This window comes from Nannocystis bainbridge, from assembly GCF_028368995.1.
GTDB classification, from domain to species: Bacteria; Myxococcota_A; Polyangia; order Nannocystales; family Nannocystaceae; genus Nannocystis; species Nannocystis bainbridge.
The window spans coordinates 1773134-1788119 of record NZ_JAQNDL010000003.1 but is presented as its reverse complement, the minus strand read 5'-3'; the positions used below and the strand labels follow the sequence as shown (position 1 = coordinate 1788119).

The window sequence follows — 14986 nt, the reverse complement described above, 5'->3', positions numbered from 1 at the left end:
CGGCGTACATCGACGCCGCGTCGTGGGGGTTCGCTGTGACAGAGAGATCCCCACGGTGTGTCGGGCTGGCCTGCACGTCACGCAAGTGAAGGCGCTATGATGGGACCGCGACGATGACTGCCTGGAATGCAGGCATCGAGCTGTCCCGGAACTGTGCGAGGCATCGAGGGGCCTCCTCGTCGGATTTCGCCGCGCGTTCGCTCGCCGGCGCTTGCCTCTCGCCGGCCGGTGCGCTTGGATGCGCGCATGCTCCACGCCGGTCTCGCTGCGGCCCTGAGCCTCCTCCTCCTGGCCGGTTGTGCCCCGGCCGAGCGCGCGCCCGAGGCCCCTGCCGGCGAGGCCGGCGTCTCGCAGGAGTCCAGGTCGCGCGTCCTCGAGTCCTTGCCCGCTCCGGACGCTCGCGCCGCCGCGGAGGACCTGCCGCCCGGCTTCACCTGCCGGATCGGCTCCGACCGGCTCGCCACGGTGCGAAACTACGGCCTCGTGCTGTTTCCGGCGCCCGATCGCCTGTACCTCGAGGGCCTCGGCCGCTGGCGCGTCGCCGACGCCCTGTCGGGCGCCACGCTCGAGGAATTCGAGCTCGCGCTCACCTCCGGCGTCTCGCCGTCGGGCACCTGCATGTCGACCGAGGCCAGCGGCGAGGTCGCGCTGCTGCGCATGCCGGGGCGCGAGCCCGTGAGCAAGCGTCCGCTCCCGTCGACGAGGGAGGTCATTCCCGCCGACGACTGTCACTCCGCGATCCAGCTCCAGGGCAGCGGCAGCGCCTGCGTGAGCCTCTTCGGCGACGGCCTCCGCGCGGAGGGTGAGCTGTGCGCCGGCACCGAGCTTGCGACCGCGGCCGTGAGCGGCGACGGTCGGCGGGCCGCGCTCGCGCCGAGCCGCACGCGCGACAGCGAATACCGGGGCGACGGGATCCACGTGTTCGATGTCGCGTCGCGCCAGGAGGTCGCCTTCGTCGCGCGCACCGGCGAATACCTCGGTGAGGTCGCGCTCTCGCGCGACGGTGGACTCGTCGCATTCGTCGACGGCGACCAGACGCGCCTCGTCGCCGCCCCGTCCGGCGCAGCGGTATCCAGCTTCAAGCCGCCCGCGGGCGCGAGAGTCAGCAGCCTCGTGTTCTCGCCGTCGGCGCAGCGGCTGGGCCTCGTGCTCGAGCGATCGCAACCGACCCAGGAATACGGTCTAGCGATCCTCGACGTCGCCAGCGGGCGGCCGTTGTTCACGCAATGGGGTCTCCCCTATGTCGGCCGGCTCGCCTTCTCGCCCGACGGCGCGCGCGTCGCCCACTCCGCGGACAGCGGCGTGCGGGTCATCGATGCCTCGACCGGCGAGGACCTCGTCGCGCCCGGGCGGCTGTACCGGATCGAAGCCAGCGCGCTGTCCCCGGGAGGAGACCGCGCCGTGGTCAGTTCGGCCGGCCACTTGACGATCTGGGACACCCGCGATTGTACCCGCGTCGCCGCGCTCCCCAACCGACCCGCGCTCGTCGAGCTCGCGGTCCTGCCCGACGCCGCGAACGCCATGGGGATCGAGGACCACCGCCTCTGCCGCGTCGACCTCCGCACCGGCGCGCGCGCCTGCAGCGACACCCGCATCGCGGCTTTTTGGACCCTCTCGGTCGACGGCCGGCATGTCTACGCCGGCTCGTTCGGCGACGACCGCCAGACCCATGTCGTGAGGATCGACGCGGCCAGCATGAAGGAGGACTGGCGCGCGTCGATCCCGAAGCTCGGCCCGCTCGGTACTCTGATCGTCGTGCCCGACGGCAAGACCCTGTACGCCGTCGCCCCGGGCGGGCTCGAGCACGGTGATTCGCCCACGGGGGCCACCAGCGTGGTCGAGATCGACGCGGCGACGGGCGCCCTCGGCCGCCGCTTCACGAGCCCCGGCCGCTATCAGACATACGTGGGTGCCGCGCTCGAGCACGGCCGCGTGCTCGTCGTCAACGACGCCCGCCACGAGCGCGGGACTGGCAAGGAGCTGCCCCGCGTGGAGCCCGGGCTGGTGGACAGCTCCGGCGATCATGGCACCGCGCTGTGGTCCTGGAAGGACGGCGTCTTCGCCTGGCCCACCGACCAGCCGCTGCCGGCATCGCCGGTCGCGGGCCCGCTCCGGTACCTCTCGACGGCTGTCGGTCGCGCGGCCGTCCTGCAGTGCAGCGGGCAATCGTGCCTGGTCACGCGCGTCGTGCCGCAGTGAGTGGCGCCACAGCGTCGAGGGGCATGCGCTGATTTGCGCTCGTTCGGGGTCGCGGCACGGGCGGTCCTCGGGCCGCGGCGCGGTGTATCCTGGTCGCGCTCGTCGCTGTCGGCGAGCGCGAGGGACCATGCCGAACGTGCCGCGAGCGAGTGGATTTTTAAAGGGGCTGCATTTTGGCGATGCGGTGCGCGCGGCGATGCCGGTGCTGATGGCCGCCGGCTTCGTCAGGGTCCTGCTGTTCGGCGAAATTTACCGCATGGACGGGCCCGGGTGGCTGGCGTTCGCGATCATCACGCCCGTGTTGATGGTCAGCGCGGTGCGGATCTTCCGTCTCGAGGCGCTGCGGCCGGACGCGCCGGGGCTCGTGATCACGCGGACGCGAGAGCTCGGCGCGGTGACGGAGCTGATGATCGCCGGCTTCGGGGCGTTCTTGCTGTGGCTCGGGCTGTTCGCGGTGATCCTGAGCGGATCGACCGAGGTCTGGGGCGGGGAGTCGAGCACCCAGAGGATCTCCGCTGCGGAGGTGGCATTGGCGGTGACGGTGATCGGGCTGCCAGGCTTCTTCATGGTGTACTGGCGGCCGATGTTCGTGGTCGACCTCGAGGCGCGGACGATCCGCCGTTATCCGTTCGGCCGGGCGCTGGGGCGGGCGCGCAGCTTCTCGGCGAAGCAGCTGCGGATCTTCTCGGAGGGCTACTGGGTGACGAATACGCGGCATCGCCTCGGTGACATGATCCGCGGGAAGGTCGACAACTATACGTTCGAGCTCGAGATGATCGCGGGCAACGTGGCGAAGGAGCACGTGGCGCAGCGCGTGGCGTGGTGGGCCCAGGCGCTCGACGCGGAGGTCGCGGCCGACGCGGAGTGACGCGAGAGGCCCTGTCGACCTCGTGGCCAATCCCTTGGTACCAGGAACGCTCAGCCGCTGCTCGCGCGGTGATTTTTGCTATCATAGCGGGGAATGCCGACGCCGGGCCGAAGTTCCTCGTATCTGCAAGGCCTCGTGCGGGAACTGTGCAAGCTGCCGGGGGAGACCCCTTGGGTGGAGTTCAAGGTAGACAACGCCGAGCCGCAAGAGATCGGCGAGTATATTTCGGCCCTCGCGAACGGGGCTGCCCTTGCAAGCAAGACCAGGGGGTATCTGGTATGGGGAATCAAGGACGATGATCATGCGATCGTCGGGACCCAATTCGACCCGAACAAGGCCCGTAAGGGCAACGAAGCGCTGGAGAGCTGGCTGCTGCGCCTCCTCGAACCTCGCATCGAATTCAGTTTCTCGACCGTCGAGCTCGACGGGAAACGGGTCGTATTGCTGGAGATCGTCGCCGCTTCGGGTCGCCCTGTGAGCTTCTCGGGTCGGGAGTACATCCGCGTCGGGAGTTACAAGAAGCCGCTCGGGGACTTTCCCGAGAAGGAGCGGGAGCTCTGGCGCCTGTTCGACAGGGTGCCTTTCGAAAAGGGCATCGCCGCCCCACACCTCAGTGAGGACGAAGTCCTGCAGATGCTCGACTATCCGTCCTACTTCGATCTTCTGGAGCTCCCGCTGCCGGACGGGCGCAGCGCGATCCTCGACGCGCTCAGGCGCGACCAACTCGTCGTAGCGAACGCAGAGACCTGGGACATCACCAATCTGGGAGCGATCCTGTTCGCCAAGCGGATCTCGGACTTCGCCAGCTTGAGCCGCAAGGCGGTACGAGTGATCCAGTACCGCGGCCGCGATCGCACCGAGACAGTTCGAGAGCAGCTCGACGGCAGGGGCTACGCGAGTGGCTTCGAGGGGTTGCTGGTCTACTTGAACGGGATCCTGCCCACGACCGAGGTCGTGGGGCAGGCGCTGCGACACCAGGTCCCGAGGTTCCCGGAGCTGGCCGTCCGGGAATTGGTGGCCAACGCGCTCATTCACCAGGATTTTTCGGTCACCGGGGCGGGGCCGATGGTCGAGGTCTTCGACGGCCGCGTGGAAATCACCGATCCGGGCGAGCCGTTGGTGGCCGTCGAGAGGTTACTCGACAGCCCGCCTTTTTCTCGCAACGAGACGCTGGCGTCGCTCATGCGGAGATTTCGTATCTGTGAGGAGCGTGGCAGTGGCATCGACAAGGTCGTCGCACAGGTCGAGCTGCATCAACTCCCGCCGCCGCTGTTCGAGACGCCCCCCGGGTTCACGCGAGTCGTGCTGTTCGCGCCCCGCGACTTCAATCAGATGGACAAAGAAGAGCGCGTCCGGGCCTGCTACTGGCATGCCTGTCTCAAGTACGTGCAGCGTGAACCGGTGACGAACTCGACGATACGGGAGCGCTTCGGCATCTCGGAGCCGAACCGAGCGATGGCCTCGCGGTTGTTGCGGGATGCGGTCGAGGCGGGCGTCATCGTGCCCCGCGACGCTGCCGCGGCTCCCAAGCTCATGCAGTACCTGCCCTGGTGGGCGACCTCGTCGGCCAGGGGGTCCACTTGATGGCTACTTGCTTCCCAGACCTCGCTGGGCTTCAAACTTCGGGGCGGCGGGGTATTTGGGCAGAAGCGAACTTGACGGGTACTTGATTGGCGCGCTCTGCGGCGAAGATTTGAGCCTGCCAAATCTAATTCTCGGGCGGGGTTGTACGTGACGGCTACTTGATTCGGCTCCTCAAACTTTCCGGAGAGCAGCCCTTGGGACCCCTCGGGCAACTTGACGGCCACTTGAGCGCGCCTGGCGCCATGTCGTCGAGCGGTGGAAAGCGCTGGGTGCGCGAGTTGGATCTGAACCGCTTGTGGCCGGCAACTGCGCGACGACGTCTGCCGGTGCATCTGCCACCTTCACCCGGCTCAGGCGAAGCGTGACGGCGGGCGCGTGGCGACGCGCTCGGGGCTGAGCGACGGGGCGGAGTCTCAGCTCTCCTCGACCTCGGGGCCGACCGGGCGACGAGGGCGGCGGTGATGTCGTCGAGGTGGGCGCTCCAGTCGAGCAGCAGCCGCGGCTCGTGGGGGGTGGCGACCGGCTCGTAGCGGGTGAGCGCGGCCAGCAGGAGGCCGGCGTCGAGCCGCGCTGCGACCTGGGCGACGTGGGGGTGATGCTCGGCGAGGGCCAGCAGCGGGGCCCCGGCGCGCAGGAGGGCGTCGAGGATGGCGGTCAGCAGGGCAGGGTCGCGGGCGAACAACTGCAGGCGGTCGTCGATCGGCTGGTGTCTCTTCAGGCTGGCCTGCAGGCCGGCGATGATGCCGGCGAGGGTGTCGGGGTCGGGGGCGGCGCCGCGGGCGAATCCGGGGATGATCGGCAGGCCCTTGGGCAGCTTCTTCTGCAGCTTGGGCAGGGCCTTCTCGAGCAGGGCCCGCAGGCTGGCGACGGGCTTGCCGCGCACGACGCCCCAGGCGTCACCGTCGCTGTCCCAGGTGGCGACGGCGCCGAAATGCTTGGAGCCGGGGATCAGGACGAGGTAGCGGAGGACGCCGTTGTCGTCGGCGATCGGCAAGAGCCGGCGATCGGCGGCGCCGTCGAGCTCACGCAGGGACCGCCAGCGCTCGCGGATGCCGGCGACGGAGAGGAGGCCGGCGTCGCTGCCAGGGCCGGCGAGCTCGGGGGCCTCGAGGCCGTCACAGAGGCTCAGGGCGGTCCGTAAATCGGCAGGCAGGGGGTATTCGAGCTCGGCCTCGAGAGCGGCGAGCTCGGGGTCGCTGGCGCCGGGAGGGACGCGCGCGCCAGGGATGACGGCGCACAGGTCGAGCAGGTCGAGGAAGAACTGCGTGAACTCGGCGGGGTCGGCAGACATGGGGGTGATCGCATCTATCACGAAATCGCGGGGCGAGGCGAGAGACCCCCGGGAGTGCGGGAGAGGAGCGAGCCGGCGAGCCCAGCTGCGGAGGGGAATGATAAGAGTTCGAATCGTGGGGCAGTTCGGGGCAGAGAATGATGAGAGTCGGGCGGGCGTTGGGGACGCTCGCTCGATTCGATGCCGAGACGATGGCCGAGCGCGGGGCTCGGCCGTGCGGCGACTCCGTCGCGCCGGCTCGCTCCAGGCTCAGTGGATCGGGATCTCGTTGCTCTGGGTCGCGCCGGAGGCGAAGGTGATGTGGAGGGTCGCGCGGCGGGGGGTCGCCAACAGCTCGTCGGGTGGGAGGGTGACCTCGGTGACGCGGTCGACGGTGAGGGGCAGCGCGCCGAGGACGAAGCGCTGGGTCGCGTTGGCGTCCTCGAGCTCGAGCTCGACGTCGCTGACGGTGCGATCGGCGAAGCGCTCGCCGAGGGCGAGGTAGGCGGTCGCGTTGCTGTTGCTGAGGAAGCAGGCGGGGCAGGCCGGCCACTCGGGCTGGGGGCTGGTGTAGCGCTGGCGGCCGGCGACCTCGTCGTGATCGCAGGCGGTCTGGGCGCCGCTTGCAGGGGTGAAGGTGTGGAGCGAATCGCCGCAGACGTCGGTGCAGGCGCTGGCGGTGGTCACGGCCAGGGCGTCGACCATGTCGAGGCTGTCGGCGTCGCGCAGGGCGTCGACCGCGAGGTACGAGGCGTCGGCGAGCGCCGCGAGGTCGGGGAGCGGGGCGCTGCAGACGACGGTGGGGCAGCGGGCGCCGGTGCAGGCGGCGAGGGTCGAGCAGGCGGTGATCCGGCGGATCGGGTCGGTGGTGCCGAACTGGGCGGGGACGTGCGGGAGGATCGGGGCGGCGGCGGCGTAGAGGCGCTGGCCGAGCTGGCCGGCGGTGAGGCCGGGCTCGTACGACCAGGCGAGCGCCGCGACGCCGCTGACGCTGGCGGCGGCGAGCGAGGTGCCGGTCAGGGGCGTGGTCGGCTGGGCGTTGGGGCCACCGACTGCCATGAATGCGGGCGCGGCGAGGCGCGGGCGGCCGCCGGGGCGCGTCGCCTGCAGCGGGCGATTGTCGTGACCGATCCCCGAGACGGCGCGGACCAGCGGGAACGCGGCCGAGGAGGTCGAGTTGGCGACGCCGAACGCCTGGCACAGCGCGGGGGTCGGGGCGGCGCGGCTCTCCCAGATCGCCGGGGCCATCGGACCGGTCTGGCAGGTGTCGCCGGTGGCGTTGCCGGCGGCGGTGACGATCAGGGCGCCCTCGCAGGCGGCGTACTGCAGGGCGTGGAACACGGCGCGCGCGGGCGCGGGCATGGTCGCGGGCGAGCCGGTGCCGCCGAACAGGTTGGGCTCCCAGGCGAGGCTGACGTTGAGGACGAGCCGCTGCGAGGCGCCGGCGCTCTTCCACCGCCGCACGCTGCCGAAGATCGCCTGGGCCAGCTCGCGCTGGCTGCCGTAGTGGCCGCCAAGGGTCCAGTCGACGTTGTGCTCGCCGAAGCGCGGCAGGGCGAGCTCGTAGCGGACCAGGTTCGTGCACTGGCCCGGGCCAGCGCAGGCGACGCGGCGGATGGTCTCGCCGACGCTCTCGCCGTGGTCGGAGCGGGCGTCGACAAAGGCGTTGGGGGCCGAGTCGAGCACGGCGATGGTGACGGGGACGGGCGCGCCCGGGTTGACGAACTGCGGGGCGGCGCCGAGGTGACGCTGGTGAGCGTCGCGCAGGTCGTCGGCGAGCGCGTCGGTGAGCACGTCGCCCTGACCCCACACGACCTCGCAATCGGGGGCGAGGCCGCTCTCGGCGGAGGCGGGGAGGTAGGTGAGCTGCGGGGGGATGGCGGGCGAATTGGGGGTCCAGGTGAACTGGCAGTAGCCGGCGAGCGCGGGCGGGGGAGCGCCGGCGTCGGTGAGGGGCGGGGTCACCTCGGCGAACAGCGAGGTGGCCTTCCAGTAGCCCAGGGGACCGCTGCGGTGGGTGCAGCCGCCGGGCGGGTCGAGGGCGATCTGGCGCCCTTCAGGGCAGGGATCGAAGCCTGTCCTCGGGGACATGTCGGAGGAGTCGTCCGCGAGGGACAGGTCGGCGGGGGCGGGGTCGGACTCGGGGGTGAGGTCGGGGTGGAGCGCGGGGTCGTGTTCTGTTGCGACGGCAGCGGGGACCTCGAGGTCATCGGCGACTTCGGCGGTCGCTTCGAGGTCCGGCGGGAGGTCGCTGTCGCACGCGCCGAGCAGGGCGCAGGCGAAGGCCGTGGCACCCGCGACCCTGCAGCCGCGCGTCGAGTGTCCAGGGTCCGAGTTCTTGGGGCTTTTGCGCATGTCGATCATCACCTCGCCGGCCTCATTGGCGGCGAGGCGGCGGACTCTTACAGACCAAAGTTTTTGCGACGGCGAAGCGCCGCGGCGGCGCGAAGGCGCTCGCCGGGCTGCGGTCGGTCGGGCGGGGCCGCTCAGAACTTGTCGGCGTCGATCGAGTACTGGAAGGAGTTGGTCACCGACTTGTTGTTGAGGTGGACGCAGATGACGTCGTCCTTGGCGCCGGTGACGGTGCGGGTCTTGACGGTGCCGACGTTGTCGAGGCCGTTGGCGAAGGTGAAGGTGTGGGTGGTGAGCGACGAGCCGTCCTTGCGCATCTTGCAGATCTCGACCTCGGTCTCGGCGCGGCCGTCGAGCTTTTCGATGGAGATCTCGACGGTGTCCTTGTTCGAGGGCGCGGCGCTGCAGAACACCCGGCCGCCGCCGAGCTGCAGGGTGCCGTTCATGATGCCGCTCCACTGGAGCTGGCGCGGGCCGATCGTGGCCCAGCTGTTGTTGGCCATGTCGTTCCACCAGCCGACCATGGCGTCGAAGATGTCGTTGTAGAAGGAGAGGGTGCCGTAGCAGTCGTCGAAGTCGACGCTGGCGAGGACCGAGCCGGCGGCGCAGCCGAGCATGAGGGCCTCGTCGTGAAACTGCTCCCACACGTCGCCGGCGACGGTGGCGGCGGAGCTGCCGCAAGCAGCCTCGGCGCGCGCGGGGACGGCGAGGGCGACGGCAGAGAGGGTGGAGGCGACGAGGAGGGTGCGGAAGATGGTGGTCATGGCTGAAGCTTTCGTGGTGGGCGGTGAAACACCGCGGTGATCGGGTATTCGTCTGGAGCGGCCAGAGACCGATGATGTCCGAAGGGACAGGTCGGAGAGGACGCGGGGAGGTGTCCGAACGGACAGGTCGGCGAGGGCCTCGGTGGGGCGTGCGAAGGGACAGGTCTTCGCGGAGCACAGCGAGCTGTCTCGAGGGACAGATTGATTGTCTTTTAGAAGGGGGCGGTGGCGACGACGGTGTTGGTCAGGATGTGGCCGGCGGCGTCGAGGCAGCTGCAGATGGCGATGCACTGGTCGTTGACGTGGTCGGCGTAGCCGCGGACCTCGCTGTCGGCGGCGCCGACGAGGCCGCAGGCCAGGTCGCATTTGTTGGCGTCGGTCGGCTCGAGGATGCAGCTGACGCCCCAGAACCAGTGGCGCTCGACGCGGATGGAGGAGATCAGGGGCTCGTCGTCGCCGAGGACCACGCCGCGGAGCTCGCCCGGGATGCCGGGCGCGAGCTGGAAGTCGCGCAGGTCGGCGAGGAAGGACAGCTGGGCCGGGAGCTGCTCGACGAGCTCGACGTCGACCGAGCCGACGCCGGGGCACACGAGCCGGCGCTTCGGCGGGCTCTGTGAGACGAGCTTGAGCTTGCACGCGCCCTCGAGCCGGTGGGTGAGGTTCTGGTGGCGCACGCGGAGCTCGATCGGGAGGTCGGCGCCGAGGCTGCCGACCGGGTAGCGCAGCATGACCGGCTCGATGGCGGCGAACGGGACGTTGCTGGCGACCTCGGTGGCGGCGGCTTCGGGGGCGACGAGGCCGGCGACGAGGCTCGTGGTGAAGATCAGGAAGGAGAGCGAGCGCAGGGGCATGATGGGTGGCTTTCTCGGCGAGCGGGAGGCGTCGCCGCGATTGCACCGGCGACGGATCGTCGCGCGCAGGTGCGAAGGGCGGAGGGTGGTCGGCGGCTCGCGGGGCGGTGGCCGTCGACGGCTGACATCGACTCGTTGGCGACGAGGCGGCCGGCGCTTACAAACTTTTTTCGTCAGGGGACGAAGGCGCGGAATTTCTTCCACTCGTCGGTGGCCGGGTGGGCGCGGCGCAGCTCGAGCAGGACTTCGCGCAGGCGGGCGGGGGCGTCGAACGGGGCGTCGGGGTCGAGGCTGCGATAGAGGTCGGCGCTGACCTCGGCCGCGAGCGCGTCGTCGATGACGTCGCTGGCGGCGATCACCGCGTCGGCGCCGACCAGCAAAAAGGCGCGCGCGAGGTTCATGCCGCCGGCGAGGGCGAACGGGTCGCTGGCGCCGGTCTCACAGCCGGACAGGACGACGGTCGCGGGCACGCGCGGGAGGGCGAGGACGTCGCCGACGCCGAAGCTGGCGTCCTCGGCGAGGGCGAGGGCGCTGTCCCAGCCGCTCACGCCCTCGCGCTTGCCGTGGCCGGCGTAGTGGAGCAGGGCGGCGGTGCCGAGGCCGCGGGTGACGGCGGCGGTGGTGGCCTGGCCGTGCTCGAGGTGGGTGACGTGGAAGCCGCCGCGCGCGAGCGCTGCCGCGACGGCGCGGGCCTCGTCGCGGGCGTGGGCGAGGTTGCCGGTGGCGTCGGCGACGACGAGGGCCTCGCGGCTGCCGGCGGCGGGGGGCGGGCGCGGGGGGAGGTCGAGCGAGTAGGCGACGGGCCAGCGGGCCGCGACGACCTCGCCGGCGACGGTCAGGGCGTGCAGCTGGATGTCCGAAGAGACAGGTATGACGCGGAGCCGGGCGGCGCGGGCCAGGCGGTCGGCGAACGGTCGCAGGAGGAGGTCGCCGGCGGCGGGGTGGCGGGGGTCGAATTCGGGCAGGCGGACCACGGCGACGCCGTCGCGATCGCTGGCGAAGGCGAGCCAGCCGTCGTCGCCGGGCACGACGAGCAGCAGCAGCTCGTCGGGCCCGGGCGGCCGCAGGTCGGCGCAGCGCGGGGGTGGGGCGGTGTCGCCGAGGGCGGCGTAGGCGGCGTCGAGGGCCCGGGCCGCGGCGTCGCGCTCGAGCTCGCGGCGCTGGTCGTGACGCTCGCCGGCGGGGCCGACGAAGCGCCAGGCGTCGCGCTCGAGCTGGCCGTGACGCTCGCGGCGGCGCTGGTGCTCGGCGATCGCCGCGTCCCAGCGCTCGCGGGCGGCGAGGCCGAGAGACTCGAGCCGGGCGGCGCGGTCGAGCGCGCGGAGGGAGCGGAGGCGGGCCAGGCGGGCGGCGCACAGGGCCTCGTCGGGGCGGCCGAGGTCGACGAGCAGGTCGACGAGCAGCCGCGAGCTGCGGAGCTTGCCGGCGAGGAACAGCTCGCGGCCCTCGTCGAGGTCGATGGCGCGCAGCATGTCGTCGAGCAGCGCCTCGGCCCCGGCGTAGACGGCCAGGGCGGCGGTGGGCAGGCCGGCGCGGGCGAGGGCCTGGCCGCGGCGCACGGCGGCGCTCCACCGCAGGCCGGGCTCGAGCTCGGTAGGGTCGCGCGCGAGCAGCTCGGCGTCGGCGAGCGGTCGGCCCTCGAGTTGGTCGGCGCGGCCCTCGAGCTCGCGCAGCCACAGAGCGGCGCGGCCGGTCGGCGCGTGCTCGCGGACGAGGCCCAGCAGCGGCCGGGCCTCATCGGGCTCGCCCCGCCCGAGCGCGGCCAGGGCGAGGTTGATGCGCAGGTTGTCGGCCTTGGCCGGGTCCGGGCAGGCGCCGCCGGGCTCGCTGAGCGCCAGCGCCTGCTCGAGCGCGGCGGTCGGGTCGTCGGCGGGCTGGCCGGCCTCGGCGAGCAGCAGCAGCGACCAGCCGATGTTGGTGAGCAGGGCGGCGCGGTCGCACGGCTGCAGGGCGGCGGCGGTGAGGCCGGCGCGGCGCGCCTGGGCCAGGACCTCGTCGCCGCGGCCGAGCTCCGCCAGGACCACGGCGTGCATCGCCGCGGCCGCCTGCTCGTCGGCCACGAGGTCGAGCCGGCGGCTCCGCGCCGCGCCAGCGGCGAACGAGCGCAGGGCGCCGCGCAGATCGCCGGCGGCGTAGGCGGCCAGGCCGGCGTAATAAGGAGCGGTGGCCCGGGCCCGGGGGTCGTGGGCGTGGGCCGCCTGCTGGCGCCTGAGCCATGTCTTTGCGGACAGGATGTCGCGCTGGCCGTGGATCGCCAGCCAGGCGGCAGCCAGCGCGGTCTCGCCGATCTCGCTGGCGAGATCGGCGGCGTCGGCGGCCCGCACGGCGGCTTCGGCGAGCTGCAGCGCCCCGGCGATCGCGGCCTCGCGGGCCTCGCCGCGGGCCGCCTGGGCGCGGCGAAACGCGAGCTTGCGCCGCAGGGTCAGCGCCTCGGCGCGGGTCCGAGGATCGTCGCCGGGGACCAGCGCGGCCTCGGCGGCGTCGAGGTCACCGGCGCGCAGCGAGGCCCAGGCAGGCGCGAGGGCCGGGGCGCGCAACGAGGGGCGCAGCGGCAGCGACCAGCGAGCGTCGTGCCCGGGCTCGCGGAGCTCGAGGGTGCCGCCGCGCGCCGGCGGGGTGAGGCGGAGCTGCAGGCCACCGGCGACGGTACGGGCGGTGGTGGGCAGGTCGGCGCCGTCGATGCTGGCGGCGAAGCTGCGGCCGGGGGCGGCGTCGATCCACAGGACCAGCGGCGCGGGCTCGGCGGCGACGGTGCAGATCGGGCCGCGCAGGACGGCCTCGCAGCCGACGAATTCGACGTCGAGGGGGGCGGCGGGCTGCGGGGGCGCCGGCGGTTCGCAGGCGAGGGCCGCGGCGAGCGTGGGCGCAAAAAGGCAGGCGCGGCGGAGCGGGTCAGTCGGCACCCACGACCTCGAGCTCGAGCGCGAGGACCTGCCACTCGGGCGTCGTGGCGGCCTGCCAGGCGGCGAGGTCGGCGGGCAGGCGGTCCGGGCGGCCGACGAGGACGGCGAGCTGCCAGCGGCCGGCCGGGAGGCCCCAGGCCGCGGCGCCGCGCAGGCGGATGGCGCCGTCGGCGGAGACGGTGGCGTCGGGCACGAGCCAGCGCGCGGCGCCGGCCTGGCTGGCGACGAGGCGCACTTCGACGGGGCCGGCGACGGGGGTGGCGGGGGCGAGCACGAGGTCGACCGGGCTGTCGACGCGCAGGCGCAGCGAGGCGCTCGGGGGAGCGTCGTGCGCGCGAGAAGTGGCGTCGCCGCCGCGGACGAGGGCGTAGGCCGGGAGGTCGAGCGAGGGCTCGCCGCCGCCGCGGAGGAGGACGAGGGCGAGGGCGGCGGCCGCCGCGAGGGAGCCGAGGCCGGCGAACCAGCGGGCGCGGCGGCGAGGGGCGAGCTCGACGAGGTTGGTCGGGGCGGGAGGCGAGGGCTCGCTGGCGAGCGGAGCGGGCGCGTCGGCGGAGAGGGGCGCGATTGCGGGGTCTCGCAGCGATGTGGCGGTGGCGTGCAGCGCGATTGCGGGGTCTTGCAGCGATGTCTCGCTGGGCGGCGGCGCCGGGCCGATTGCAGGGTCTTGCAGCGAGGTGGCGGTGGAGTGCAGGGGCGCGATTGCAGGGCCCCGCAGCGAGGTCTCGCTGTGCGGCGGCGCGATTACGGGGTCTTGCAGCGATGTCTCGCTGTGCAGCTTCGGCGGCGCGATTGGGTCTTGCGGCGAGGTCGCAGCAGGCCCGGAGGCTTGCAGCCGCGCGAGCACGCCGGCCAGCAGGTCGTCGCGCTCGTCGGCGGTGAGCGGGCCGGTCCGCGGGTCGGCGTCAGCGGCGGCCCTCTGCTCGCGCGCGAGCCGCCCGAGGGCGTTCAGGAGTTCGTCGGCCATGTCCACTCGCCTCCTCTCCTCATTGGCGACGGGCTCGCGCGCTCTGACATGGCGCCGATCACGGGCCGCCTCCGGGCCGCGCAGGCCGCAGGGCCTGCTCGGCGAGCTGCTTGGCGAGCTTGCGCAGGCGGTGTCGCCAGGTGTTGAGGGCCGCGCGGGTCATGCTCATCTGCTCGCAGACCTCCTCGGGCGCGCGCTCCTCGACGAATACCAGCTCGAACAGCTCGGCGTCGCGGTCGCTCATGTGCGCGTGCAGGCCGTCGAGGACGCTGGCCAGCTCGTTGCGCGCCTCGAGCTCCTCGACGTCGCGGGCGGCGCCTTCGTGGAGCTCCTCGAGGTCGTCGGGCGCGACCGGGTCGTGGCCCCACGGGTTGCCGCGGCCGCCGCTGAGCAGGCGGATCGCGCGGCGCCGGGCGATGAGCTGGACGAAGCTGTCGAGCGAGCGGCCGCGTGCGGGATCCCAGCGCGCGAGCTCCTGGGCGCCGTCGGAGAGCAAGCCGACGAGGACGTCCTGGGCGAGGTCGTCGCGCTCCTGTCGCGGGTCGCGGCGCGAGGGCGCGGCCCGCCGCAGGAGCACGAAGCCGACCTCGCGCGCGACGACTTCGAGCAGGCGCGTCACCAGCTCGCGGGTCGCCGCACCATCACCGGCGACGACCCTGCGCACGAGTTCCTGGTCGCGCGTGGACAAGCCGCGCGGAGGCTATCACAGGCGGGCCACTATCGAATGACGATCTGCGGTCACGTCGGCGCGGCAGCGGGGTTCTGAGCATTGCAAGGGGAGAGCGAGCGCTCAGGCCTCGCGGATTCGTGAGCGACCGCGAGGCCATGAAGCGACAAGGCCGGGCCCGGGACAGTGTGCCGATGAGCCCGGCGAAACATGCCTCAGCCCAGCGCTTCGACGACCCGGCTGTCAGACAGTACGCGTCAGCACGGCAGCCAGTACGGGACGCCCGTCTCGTCGACCTCGCAGAGGACGGAGGACACGCCGTCGTCGCACATCTTCGATTGTCCTGGCAGGCAGACGATCGACGCCTCCAGCGCAGATGCCCCACCGCGGGGTCGGCAGGTCGGAGAGAGAGTCGACCATGGTACCGGCGACGGCGCAGAACTCATGACCCGGAGCGCCGTCGATTTCGCACGGGCGCGACAGGCCGGGCTCACATTCGCCGCATGGGCCCCATCGATATTCGGTGATGACCTCGTCGTCCCATACGAAGCACACGCTCACGCC

General features: G+C 72.4%; 10 protein-coding genes. 3 read left to right on the top strand and 7 right to left on the bottom strand.

Translation table 11 applies throughout. The features are described from left to right. Nucleotides 1–246: 246 nt before the first annotated feature. The 3 genes from POL25_RS32315 (at nt 247) to POL25_RS32305 (ending at nt 4651) form a co-directional block, all read left to right on the top strand. Entirely contained in the window at nt 247–2199 is a 1953-nt protein-coding gene (locus tag POL25_RS32315; RefSeq protein WP_272090140.1) for a hypothetical protein, read from the top strand. A 127-nt stretch (nt 2200–2326) separates the two neighbouring features. Continuing rightward, entirely contained in the window at nt 2327–3067 is a 741-nt protein-coding gene (locus POL25_RS32310) for a hypothetical protein (RefSeq protein ID WP_272090138.1), read from the top strand. 93 nt (nt 3068–3160) lie between these two features. Beyond that, the gene (locus POL25_RS32305) at nt 3161–4651 is read left to right on the top strand and encodes an ATP-binding protein (RefSeq protein WP_272090137.1); all 1491 of its coding nucleotides are present in this window, start codon (nt 3161–3163) and stop codon (nt 4649–4651) included. Between the two features lie 154 nt (nt 4652–4805). Here POL25_RS32305 and POL25_RS32300 read toward each other — a convergent pair whose 3' ends face one another. The 7 genes from POL25_RS32300 to POL25_RS32270 all read right to left on the bottom strand — a co-directional run bounded on the left by POL25_RS32300 (nt 4806) and on the right by POL25_RS32270 (nt 14443). Then, complete coding sequence (locus tag POL25_RS32300; protein WP_272090136.1) at nt 4806–5942, bottom strand: SMI1/KNR4 family protein; 1137 nt, start codon at nt 5940–5942, stop codon at nt 4806–4808. A 249-nt stretch (nt 5943–6191) separates the two neighbouring features. Continuing rightward, entirely contained in the window at nt 6192–8276 is a 2085-nt protein-coding gene (locus POL25_RS32295; RefSeq protein WP_272090135.1) for a S8 family serine peptidase, read from the bottom strand. A gap of 131 nt (nt 8277–8407) precedes the next feature. Further along, complete coding sequence (locus POL25_RS32290; protein ID WP_272090134.1) at nt 8408–9037, bottom strand: hypothetical protein; 630 nt, start codon at nt 9035–9037, stop codon at nt 8408–8410. Between the two features lie 212 nt (nt 9038–9249). Further along, nucleotides 9250–9888: a hypothetical protein gene (locus tag POL25_RS32285; RefSeq protein ID WP_272090133.1), complete on the bottom strand. Its 639-nt coding sequence runs from the start codon at nt 9886–9888 to the stop codon at nt 9250–9252. A 173-nt stretch (nt 9889–10061) separates the two neighbouring features. Continuing rightward, nucleotides 10062–12791 carry a CHAT domain-containing protein gene (locus tag POL25_RS44640; protein WP_272090132.1) on the bottom strand — a complete coding sequence of 910 codons (2730 nt, stop codon included), beginning with the start codon at nt 12789–12791 and terminating at the stop codon, nt 10062–10064. Continuing rightward, nucleotides 12781–13755 (bottom strand): serine/threonine-protein kinase, encoded by a 975-nt coding sequence (locus POL25_RS32275; protein ID WP_272090131.1) that lies wholly within the window; start codon nt 13753–13755, stop codon nt 12781–12783. Before POL25_RS32275 ends, POL25_RS44640 begins: the two co-directional genes overlap by 11 nt. Before the next feature lie 58 nt (nt 13756–13813). After that, complete coding sequence (locus tag POL25_RS32270; protein ID WP_272090130.1) at nt 13814–14443, bottom strand: RNA polymerase sigma factor; 630 nt, start codon at nt 14441–14443, stop codon at nt 13814–13816. Nucleotides 14444–14986: the final 543 nt, after the last annotated feature.

Excerpts from the sequence above, each read along its gene's own strand:
- POL25_RS32315 (WP_272090140.1), top strand. The coding sequence starts at position 247 with ATGCTCCACGCCGGTCTCGCTGCGGCCCTGAGCCTCCTCCTCCTGGCC.
- POL25_RS32290 (WP_272090134.1), bottom strand. The coding sequence starts at position 9,037 with ATGACCACCATCTTCCGCACCCTCCTCGTCGCCTCCACCCTCTCTGCC.
- POL25_RS32310 (WP_272090138.1), top strand. The coding sequence starts at position 2,327 with ATGCCGAACGTGCCGCGAGCGAGTGGATTTTTAAAGGGGCTGCATTTT.
- POL25_RS32295 (WP_272090135.1), bottom strand. The coding sequence starts at position 8,276 with ATGCGCAAAAGCCCCAAGAACTCGGACCCTGGACACTCGACGCGCGGC.
- POL25_RS32305 (WP_272090137.1), top strand. The coding sequence starts at position 3,161 with ATGCCGACGCCGGGCCGAAGTTCCTCGTATCTGCAAGGCCTCGTGCGG.
- POL25_RS32300 (WP_272090136.1), bottom strand. The coding sequence starts at position 5,942 with ATGTCTGCCGACCCCGCCGAGTTCACGCAGTTCTTCCTCGACCTGCTC.
- POL25_RS32285 (WP_272090133.1), bottom strand. The coding sequence starts at position 9,888 with ATGCCCCTGCGCTCGCTCTCCTTCCTGATCTTCACCACGAGCCTCGTC.
- POL25_RS32275 (WP_272090131.1), bottom strand. The coding sequence starts at position 13,755 with ATGGCCGACGAACTCCTGAACGCCCTCGGGCGGCTCGCGCGCGAGCAG.